Below are 9210 nucleotides of genomic sequence, written 5' to 3'. Positions count from 1 at the left end.
TCCCGCGAGGGGAGGGGGAGGATCTTAAATTGCGCTGGGAAAGCACAGTCACCCGCCCATGCTCTTCACCGACCGTCGGCAGCTTGCCCTGCTTCTTCTTCCCGCGGCCCTGCTGCTGGTCGTGTTCGCGCTGGTGCCGGTGGTCCAGGTCGCGGTCTATTCCTTCCAGGACATCGACTATGCCGCCGACACCTCGCGCTGGGTCGGCCTGGCCAACTACATCACGCTGTTCGGCGACTGGTTCTTCCGGGTCGACATCGGCAACACCGTCAAATTCGCCGTGGTCGCCTCGCTGGTCCAGGTCGGGCTCGGCACCGCCCTGGCGCTGCTGCTGAACCGCGAATTCCGCGGCCGTGGCGCGGTGCTGTCGGTCGTGGTCTATCCGATGATGCTGTCGACCCTGGTGTGCTCGGCGATCTGGCGGTCCTGGTTCCATTACGATGTCGGCGTGCTGAACGGCGCGCTCACCTGGCTGCAGCTGCCGCGCGTGGCCTGGCTGTCCGACCCGTCCATCGCGCTGTGGTCGGTGATGCTGGTCGACACCTGGCAGTGGACGCCGATGACGACGCTGATCGTCCTGGCCGGGCTGCAGTCGATCCCGCCCGAGGTGGTCGAGGCGGCGCGGACCGACGGCGCCCGTGGCCGGGTGCTGCTGACCCGCATCGTGCTGCCGCTGGTGCGCGGCCAGATCTTCCTGGCCCTGCTGCTGCGCCTGATCGACACCTTCAAGCTGTTCGACAAGGTCTATGCCCTGACCGGCGGCGGACCCGGCAACGCCACCGAGACGATGTCGATGTATGTCTACCAGAAGGGCTTCAAGTTCTTCGATGTCGGCCTCGCCGCCGCCGCCTCGGTCGTGATGATGGCAATCGCCTGCGCGCTGTGCGCCGTCTATGCCGCCCAGGCGATGCGGGGTTCGGCCAAGTGACCCGCCTCAACCGGATCCTGCCCTATCTCGGCATCGCCCTGTTCGTGCTGGTCTTCGCCGCACCCGTGGTGTGGATGCTGGCCGCCGCCTTCGAGGATCCGGCCCGCGCCGGCCGGGGCTTCCTGCCGACGGCCCCGACCCTCGAGAACATCCGCGCCGTGCTGGACGATGGCTTCCTGGTGCGGCTGAAGAACACCGCGCTGGTCGCCTTCGGCGCCACGCTGCTGTCGCTCTTCGCCGGCTTCCTCGCCGCCTACGCCCTGGCGCGGTTCCGGTTTCCGAAGCGGCTCGACGTGCTGTTCCTGATCCTGGTGCTGGTGGTGAAGCTGATGCCGCCGATCGTGGTGGCGCTGCCGCTGCATGCGCTGCTGCTCGATCTCGGCCTGCTCGGCACCCTGTCCGGCCTGGTGCTAGTGTATCAGCTTTACACCCTGCCGTTCTGCCTGTGGATGCTGCTGGGCTTCGTCCGCGAGGTGCCGGTGGAGATCGAGGCCGCGGCTGCGATCGACGGAGCCGGCCTCTGGCGCCGGCTGTGGCACATCGTGCTGCCGCTGGCCCTGCCGGGGCTGGTCGCGACGATGATCTTCGCCCTGATCCTGTGCTGGAACGAGTTCCTGTTCGCCCTGCTGTACCTGCAGCGCCCCAGCCGCTTCACCCTGCCGCTCTACGTCGCCACCTTCATCACCGAGGACGACACGCTGTGGGGCCGGCTGATGGCGATCGGCCTGTTGTCCTCCCTGCCGGTGCTGCTGTTCGCCGGCTATATCCAGAAGCATCTGCTGCGCGGCTTCGCCCACCAGGCCAAGTAGTCTTCGCCCCGGGCACAACCGAGCCATCCGCGACCATGGGTTGACGCTCCGCACCCTCCGGGCCACAAGCCGGCATCGCGGATGCGGCGGAGCGGACCATGAGCGAGCGGGACCTGACCGGACGGGCGGTGGCGGATGCCATCCTGGCCGATGTGGCGGCCGAGGTGCAGGCGCTGGGCGAGGCGCATTGGCCGCCGAAGCTGGTGTCGATCACGGTCGGCGACGAAAGCGCCGTCGACGTCTATGTCCGCAACCAGCGCCGCACAGCCGAGGGCGTCGGCATCGCCTTCGAGACCCGGCGCCTGCCGGAGCGGATCACGCAGGAAGAACTGCGGGCCGCCATCGCCGCGCTCAATGTCGACCCCCAGGTCAGCGGCATCATCCTGCAGCGCCCGGTGCCGAAGCACATCTCGATCAAGGCGATGCAGACGACGATCCATCCGCTGAAGGATGTCGAGGGCATGAACCCGGCCTCGATCGGCAACATCGTCTACAACGAACTGGAACTGGCGCCCTGCACAGCCCTGGCGGCGGTGGAGATGCTGAAGCGCACCGGCCTGCAGCTGGAGGGGCTGGAGGCCGTGGTGATCGGCCATTCCGAGATCGTCGGCAAGCCGATCGCCTTCCTGCTGCTGTCGGAAGGGGCGACGGTTACGGTCTGCCACCACATGACCCGGTCGCTGGCGGTGCACTCGCGCCGGGCCGATGCGGTGTTCGTCGCCGTCGGCAAGCCGAAGCTGGTGACGGGCGACATGATCAAGCCCGGCGCCGCGGTGATCGACATCGGCATCAACGAGGTGATCGACGACGAGGGCAAGAGCCGGGTGGTCGGCGATGTCGACTATGACAGCGTCGCCCCGGTGGCCGGCTGGATCACCCCGGTGCCCGGCGGCGTCGGGCCGGTGACGGTGGCGGTGCTGATGCGCAACACCGTGGTCGCCACCCGCCGCCAGAAGGCGCATTACGAGACGAGGCTGGGTGCGTCCACCTTCTGACCGAAGCGGGCCGCAGCGGCCGGGTGCATGCCGCCGCCGCAACCCTTCCATGTGGCGCGTCGCGGCGGGTGCAAGCGGCCGGCTGCGGGTTTAAACCCGACATATGACGGCACCGGACAGACTCCCTGACCAGCCCCAGTCCGTGCCCCAGTTCGTGACGGAGCGGGATCCGCGGCTGCGCGTGATCATCCCGATGATCGTCGCCATCGCGTTCCTGATGGAACAGCTCGAGTCCACCATCATCACCACCGCCATCCCCGACATGGCGGTCAGCCTCGGCACCACGCCGCTGCGGCTGAACTTGGCGGTGACGACCTATGTCCTGACCCTGGCCGTGTTCATCCCGGTCAGCGGCTGGTTCGCCGACCGGTTCGGCGCGCGCCGGATCTTCGCACTGGCGCTGGGCACCTTCACCGTCGGCTCGGCGCTGTGCGGCCTGGCCGACAGCTTCGGCATGCTGCTGGCGATGCGGGTGGTGCAGGGGCTGGGCGGTGCGATGATGACGCCGGTCGGCCGGCTGATCCTGCTGCGCAGCTTCCCGCGCAGTCAGCTGGTCACGGCGATGACCTACATGACCCTGCCGGCGATCGTCGGGCCGGTGATCGGCCCGCTGCTCGGCGGCGTCCTCACCACCTACACCTCCTGGCGCTGGATCTTCTACGTCAATGTGCCGTTCGGCGTGTTGGGCATCCTGGCGGCCTTGCGCTTCGTCGAGGATGTCAGGGGCGAGGCGCCGGCGCGGTTCGACTATCCCGGCTTCCTGATGGTCGGGCTCGGCGTCGCCCTGCTGCAATACGGGCTGGAGAATATCGGCCGGCCGACCATCCCGGTGCCGGCGATCGCGGCGGTGCTGGTCGCCGCCATCCTGCTGCTGCTGGCCTTCGGGCGCTATGCCCGCCGGGTGGCGGCCCCGGCGGTCGACCTGACGCTGTTCCGCCTGCGCTCCTTCTGGGTCGGCACCCTGGCCGGCGGGCTGTGCCGCGTCGGGCTGAACGCGGTGCCCTTCCTGCTGCCGCTGATGCTGCAGGTCGGCTTCGGCTTCAGCCCGGTGGCCTCGGGGTCGCTGACTTTCGTCAGCAGCCTCGGCGCCCTACTGATCCGGCCGATGCTGTCGCCGCTGCTGCGGCACCTCGGCTTCGACCGGGTGCTGGTGCTCAGCGCGGCGCTCGGCTCCGCCGCAGTCGCCGGCTTCGCCCTGATGCGGCCGGACACGCCGCACTGGATTCTGCTGGGCTACATCTTCTTCTTCGGCCTGCTGCGGTCGATGCAGTTCATGACCTCGAACACCCTGTCCTATGCCGACATGCCGGGCGACAAGCTCAGCCGCGCCACCAGCTTGGGCGGCGTGCTGCAGCAGCTCAGCGTCAGCTTCGGCGTCTCGGTCGGCGCCATGTTGCTCGGCCTCGTCAGTTCGGAAAGCCAGGTGCTGTCGCCGGAACGGTTCCATGAGGCGTTCCTGCTGATCGCGATCATCCCGCTGCTGTCGATCCCCGGCTTCCTCTACCTGCGGCCCGAGGACGGCAAGCAGGTCAGCGGCCACGAGCGCCGGAAGTAGGCTCTCCGAACCGGATCAGAGCAGCGCGAACAGCGCGGTGGCGGCGATGACGGCCGCCATCGCGATGTTGATCGCCCGCTCGGTCGATGGGCGCGGCTTCGTCCGTTCGATCGCCACGCCGACCCACAACCACAGGATATCGACCACCACCATCACGACGACGCACAGCAGCCATTTCAGGGCGGCGTCGGCCGAGGTGTCGCTGCGGATGATCGGGTAGGACGCCATCAGCGACGCAAAGGCGATATAGGATTTCGGGTTGGTAATGCCGAGCAGGAAGCCGCCGGCCGGGGTCGCGGCGACACCGGCGGCCGGGCCGGCCTCGGCCCCGACCGGTGCGGTGGCGATCCGCCAGGCCAGGTACAGCAGGTACAGCGTCGCCGCCACGGTCATCGCCATGACGGCGAAGGGCAGGGCCTCGATCACCGAGAACAGGCCGGCGGCGCTGATCCCGGCGGCCAGGGCCAACCCCACCTGCAGCCCGCCATAGAAGCCCAGGCCGCGGGCGAAGCCTTCGTTCTTGCCCACGGCGATCAGCGCCGCGATGCCCGGCCCCGGCGACCCCAGCAGCACGATCGCGGCAAGCGAGAACAGGGCGGCATCGATCAGGCTGACGGTCACGGGGGCCTCAACACATAAATAAATCCTTATATGCTTATGTTTTTGATTCGTGCGGATGTCAACTGGCGTCCGGACAGGCGTCGCCGCCCTCCGTTCGCGCTCGATATCACCCCGGCCCGGTCGGGCCGGCAGGGATCAGTTGGCGGCGTTCAGGAAGTCGGTCCACTCCTGGGACCAGCGGGCCTGCTGCGCCGCCGGCACGTCGCCGGGGAAGCAGAAGCGGATGCCGGTGGGGTCCGACATCGGCCGGCAGGACCAGTCGGCACCGACCTTGTCCTTGTCGTGCGACAGGGCGATGCCGACGATGCGCCCGCCGGATAGGCCGACGAACAGGTCCGGCCATGCCGACGCGTCATCATCGCTGGCGCCGGGTGCGGTCCATTGGCACAGCTGGTCGAAGGACAGCGCCGGATTGCCGGGCGCGCCGCAGCTGTTGTCGCCGCTGCCGAAATTCTCCCGCAGCAGGGCCGCGCCGCGACCCGAGGCGGTGGCGCGGTCGGCGGCCGGCAGCGCGGTCAGGGCGGCGACCAGCTTGGTCTCGGTGGTGATCGGGGCGCCCTGGGCGGTCGTGGCGAGGCCGACGCACGCGGCCATCAGGAGCGGGGCGAGCAGTCGCATGTCGGGAGTCTCCGAGAGGGATCGTCCGGGCCGGGGCGTCGGATCAGGCTGCGGCGGCGGCCGGGATGGCGAGGGTGGCCCAGACGTCGCGCAGCGCTTCGACCAGCCGGGCCATCTGCAGGTCGTCATGCAGTGGCGTCGGGGTGATTCGCAGCCGCTCCGCCCCGCGCGGGACGGTCGGGTAGTTGATCGGCTGGACGTAGATGCGGTGCCGGTCCAGCAGCAGGTCGCTGGCCGCCTTGCACAGCCGGGCGTCGCCGACGAAGACCGGCACGATGTGGCTGACCGACGGCATCACTGGCAGGCCGGCAGCGCGCAGCTGGCGCTTCAGCGTCGCCGCCCGTTCCTGGTGCCGTTCGCGCTCGGCAGTGCTGGCCTTCAGGTGGCGGATCGCGGCCAGGGCGCCGGCGGCGACCACCGGCGGCAGCGAGGTGGTGAAGATGAAGCCGGGGGCGTGGCTGCGCAGCGCGTCGACCAGCATGGAAGAGCCGGCGACGTAGCCGCCCATCACGCCGAACGCCTTGCCCAGCGTGCCCTCGATCACGGTCAGCCGACGGGTCAGGCCGTCGCGCTCGGCGATGCCGCCGCCGCGCGGGCCGTACATGCCGACGGCATGGACCTCGTCGAGATAGGTCATGGCGCCGTGCCGGTCGGCGACGTCGCAGATCTGGGCGATCGGCGCGATGTCGCCATCCATCGAATAGACGCTCTCGAACGCCACCAGCTTCGGCCGGTTCGCGGGGTATTCCGACATCAGCCGGTCCAGGTCGGCCGGGTCGTTGTGGCGGAAGATCCGCTTCTCGCAGCCGGAATGGCGGATGCCGGCGATCATCGACGCATGGTTCAGCGCGTCGGAGAACACGACGCAGTTCGGCAGCAGCTTTGCCAGGGTCGACAGCGACGCGTCGTTGGAGACGAAGCCCGAGGTGAACAGCAGGGCTGCTTCCTTGCCGTGCAGGTCGGCCAGCTCGGCCTCAAGCGCGTGGTGGTAGATGTGGGTGCCGGAGATGTTGCGGGTGCCGCCGGCACCGGCGCCGCAACGGTCCAGCGCCTCATGCATCGCCGCCAGCACCGCCGGGTGCTGCCCCATGCCGAGATAGTCGTTCGAGCACCAGACCGTGACGTCGGGCGCGCCCTCGATGCCGTGATGGGCGGCGCGCGGGAAGGCGCCAGCGTGGCGTTCGAGTTCAGCGAAGATGCGATAGCGGCCTTCGGCCTTCAGCGTCTCGATCGCCGTCTGGAAGATGCTCTCGTAGTCCATTCCACCGTCTCGCCCTGCCGCGGGCCGCGGCCCGGACGCAGACCCATCGTAACCCATCTGTCGACACCGCGTGAATTGGCACCATAGTCGAAGCGTGCCAGGAGGCGAGAGCCCGGTGAATTCGGCGGCGATCCGCCGCATGCCGGGCGCCAAAAAAAATCGAGGGGCCTGTCGGATCGGCCGCGGCCCGGTCGTCCTCAGGGCACACAACGCGAGAAGGAGCTTTAGCCGTGCCGAAGATCAGCCAGAAGATCACGCCGTTCTTGTGGTTCGACAATGGCAAGGCCGAGGAAGCGGCCGAGTTCTACGTCTCGGTCTTCGACAATTCGAGGATCACCTCGGTCCTGCACAGTGGCGAGGCCGGGCCCGGGCCGAAGGGCACCGCCCTGACCGTCGGCTTCCAGATCGAGGGCCAGGACTTCACCGCCCTGAACGGTGGCGGGGATTTCAAGTTCAGCTGGGCGGTCTCCTTCGTCGTCCGTTGCGAGACTCAGGCGGAGGTCGACCGGTACTGGGCCAGCCTCGTCGAGGGTGGCGGCGAGCACAGCCAGTGCGGCTGGCTGAAGGACCGGTACGGCCTGTCCTGGCAGATCACGCCCGATATCCTGATCGAGATGATCCACGATTCCGACCCGGTGAAGGCAGGGCGGGCGATGCAGGCGATGATGCAGATGAGCAAGATCGACATCGCCGCATTGCAGAAGGCCTATGCGGGATAGCCGCCGGGCGGGCCGAGTCGGCATCGCTACGGCCGTAACCATCTGCCGCTAGGGAATCCCCGCCGGACATGCGACGAAGATGATGCTCGTCAGGCTATGAGCCTGCGGGTTTCAACGGCATGATCTTCCGGCGTGGGGGTCGCGGTAACTGGTTTGTCCCTGATGACGATGCAAGACGAAGCCGCCTGGGCAGCGACCCCGCGCGGCCGCAAGAAGCGCGAGGCCATCCTCGAGGCCGGCCTCAAGGTCTTCCTGGCCGAAGGCTATGCCGCCAGCATGGACCGGGTGGCCGCCGAGGCCAATGTCGCCAAGCAGACCCTCTACAGCCATTTCGGCAGCAAGGAAGGGCTGCTCCGCGCCGTCTCCGACCGGTTCAAGCACGACACGCTCGGCGGGCTCGACCCCGCCGGCGAGGTCGGGGCCGAGCTGATCGCGTTCGGCCGGCACATGCTGCGCAAGCTGTTCGACCCGGCGACACTCGGCATCCAGCGGCTGATGATCGCCCAGGCCGCGGCCTTCCCCGACCTGGCCCGCATCGTCTACGACGCCGGGCCGGGCCAGGTCCGCGTCGCCCTGGTCGAGTTCCTGCGCGCCAAGATCGCCGATGGCGCCCTGCGCCCGGCCGACCCGGCGGCTGCGGCCGAAGATCTCATCGCCCTGCTGCAGGGCGGCCGGCGACAGCGCTACCTTTTCGGGATAGAGCCGGCGCCCGAGGCGGCGGAGATGCGCGACATGACGGAACGCGCCGTCGAAATCTTCTTGCGTGCCTACGGGGTGCCCTGACCACACCCTTGTTTCGCCGCAATCCCTGCTTACCTCCGGGGTGCGAAGGGGCACCAACGGAGGAAGCAGATGGCGAAGTTCCGCTATTGGGGCGTGTCTGTTCTGCTCAGCCTGGGCCAGGCCGACTTTGCAGTGGCCAGCGAACCGCCGCCCTATGGCGACGCGCTGGCGGCCTATCTTCAATCCAGCATGTCCGCCAATGACGACGCCGCCCTGGCGCCGCTGATGCTCTATCGCCCGGACAGCTTCACCCGCGTCACCTTCATCGGCCATGTCGCGGCCGATGCCGGGCCGCTGTGGCGCGGTGTCGCCATCGACGGCGTGTGGCAGCCGGTGGCCAGCCCGAACGACCTCGCGCCGCTGCTGCTGCCCGATGCCGGCTGGGAAGCCGCGGATGGGGCGGGTCGCGAGGCCATCGCCCTGCGCTGGGTCGAGGAGATCGTGATGGGCGGCGAGGTGCTGAAGAGCGGCGCCGACATGGTGCCGCCGGCGCCGGATGGCCACGTCCTCCCCGCCGCCGCCCGCACCCTCGACGACGGCAGCATTGAGGTCAGCGGCTGGGTGTCGCATCTCAGCATCACCGGCGAGATCGCCGACCCCTTCACCATCCGCCTGCGCCCGGACGGCACGATCGGGCCGGATCTCGACCAGGCCTGAGACGGGATTGGGGGGCTCCTACCCCTCCATGCCCAGCTCGTGCCCGACCAGGCCGACCCAGTAGGTCGCGCCCAAGGCCAGGATCTCGTCGTTGAAGTCGTAATGCGGCGTGTGGACGTAGTGCCAGCGTGTCGCGCACCTTGGGTGAATAGCTGCGCGCGGTGCCCGCCACCACCACCTCCGGCGGGATGATGTTGGGTGACCCGGCTGATCCGCCGGAGATGTGGCCGACGCTGATGACGGCCGGTTCCACCGCCGGGATGT

General features: G+C 68.8%; 10 protein-coding genes. 7 read left to right on the top strand and 3 right to left on the bottom strand.

The window, feature by feature from the left end:
* Positions 1–58: 58 nt before the first annotated feature.
* From AC3XYG_RS40175 to AC3XYG_RS40160, 4 genes are all read left to right on the top strand, one after another.
* A complete protein-coding gene (locus AC3XYG_RS40175; protein ID WP_489145520.1) occupies positions 59–928 on the top strand; it encodes a carbohydrate ABC transporter permease in 870 nt (289 codons plus the stop codon).
* Positions 925–1737 (top strand): carbohydrate ABC transporter permease, encoded by an 813-nt coding sequence (locus AC3XYG_RS40170; protein ID WP_489145519.1) that lies wholly within the window; start codon positions 925–927, stop codon positions 1735–1737. The genes AC3XYG_RS40175 and AC3XYG_RS40170 overlap by 4 nt, the downstream gene beginning before the upstream one ends.
* Positions 1738–1835: 98 nt before the next feature.
* The gene (locus AC3XYG_RS40165) at positions 1836–2732 is read left to right on the top strand and encodes a bifunctional 5,10-methylenetetrahydrofolate dehydrogenase/5,10-methenyltetrahydrofolate cyclohydrolase (protein ID WP_489145518.1); all 897 of its coding nucleotides are present in this window, start codon (positions 1836–1838) and stop codon (positions 2730–2732) included.
* Positions 2733–2874: 142 nt separating this feature from the next.
* Positions 2875–4287, top strand: coding sequence for a DHA2 family efflux MFS transporter permease subunit (locus tag AC3XYG_RS40160; RefSeq protein ID WP_489145517.1), 1413 nt, complete (start codon positions 2875–2877; stop codon positions 4285–4287).
* Positions 4288–4302: 15 nt separating this feature from the next.
* Here AC3XYG_RS40160 and AC3XYG_RS40155 read toward each other — a convergent pair whose 3' ends face one another.
* The 3 genes from AC3XYG_RS40155 to hemA form a co-directional block, all read right to left on the bottom strand.
* Positions 4303–4908, bottom strand: a complete 606-nt coding sequence (locus tag AC3XYG_RS40155) for a LysE family translocator (RefSeq protein WP_489145516.1) — start codon at positions 4906–4908, stop codon at positions 4303–4305.
* 135 nt (positions 4909–5043) lie between these two features.
* Positions 5044–5526, bottom strand: a complete 483-nt coding sequence (locus AC3XYG_RS40150; RefSeq protein ID WP_489145515.1) for a hypothetical protein — start codon at positions 5524–5526, stop codon at positions 5044–5046.
* Positions 5527–5569: 43 nt separating this feature from the next.
* Positions 5570–6787: a 5-aminolevulinate synthase gene (gene hemA / locus AC3XYG_RS40145; protein ID WP_489145514.1), complete on the bottom strand. Its 1218-nt coding sequence runs from the start codon at positions 6785–6787 to the stop codon at positions 5570–5572.
* A 230-nt stretch (positions 6788–7017) separates the two neighbouring features.
* Between hemA and AC3XYG_RS40140 the strand changes: the two genes are divergently transcribed.
* The 3 genes from AC3XYG_RS40140 to AC3XYG_RS40130 all read left to right on the top strand — a co-directional run bounded on the left by AC3XYG_RS40140 (position 7018) and on the right by AC3XYG_RS40130 (position 8946).
* Positions 7018–7506 carry a VOC family protein gene (locus tag AC3XYG_RS40140; RefSeq protein ID WP_489145513.1) on the top strand — a complete coding sequence of 163 codons (489 nt, stop codon included), beginning with the start codon at positions 7018–7020 and terminating at the stop codon, positions 7504–7506.
* A 162-nt stretch (positions 7507–7668) separates the two neighbouring features.
* On the top strand, positions 7669–8289 hold the full coding sequence (locus AC3XYG_RS40135; protein WP_489145512.1) for a TetR/AcrR family transcriptional regulator: 621 nt from the start codon (positions 7669–7671) through the stop codon (positions 8287–8289).
* A 69-nt stretch (positions 8290–8358) separates the two neighbouring features.
* On the top strand, positions 8359–8946 hold the full coding sequence (locus AC3XYG_RS40130; protein ID WP_489145511.1) for a hypothetical protein: 588 nt from the start codon (positions 8359–8361) through the stop codon (positions 8944–8946).
* Positions 8947–9210: the final 264 nt, after the last annotated feature.

Source organism: Inquilinus sp. (assembly GCF_057815775.1).
The sequence above is the reverse complement of the archived record's forward strand: the minus strand, read 5'-3'. Positions and strand labels throughout refer to the sequence as shown.

Excerpts from the sequence above, each read along its gene's own strand:
- AC3XYG_RS40175 (WP_489145520.1), top strand. The coding sequence starts at position 59 with ATGCTCTTCACCGACCGTCGGCAGCTTGCCCTGCTTCTTCTTCCCGCG.
- AC3XYG_RS40165 (WP_489145518.1), top strand. The coding sequence starts at position 1,836 with ATGAGCGAGCGGGACCTGACCGGACGGGCGGTGGCGGATGCCATCCTG.
- AC3XYG_RS40150 (WP_489145515.1), bottom strand. The coding sequence starts at position 5,526 with ATGCGACTGCTCGCCCCGCTCCTGATGGCCGCGTGCGTCGGCCTCGCC.
- hemA (WP_489145514.1), bottom strand. The coding sequence starts at position 6,787 with ATGGACTACGAGAGCATCTTCCAGACGGCGATCGAGACGCTGAAGGCC.
- AC3XYG_RS40135 (WP_489145512.1), top strand. The coding sequence starts at position 7,669 with ATGACGATGCAAGACGAAGCCGCCTGGGCAGCGACCCCGCGCGGCCGC.
- AC3XYG_RS40130 (WP_489145511.1), top strand. The coding sequence starts at position 8,359 with ATGGCGAAGTTCCGCTATTGGGGCGTGTCTGTTCTGCTCAGCCTGGGC.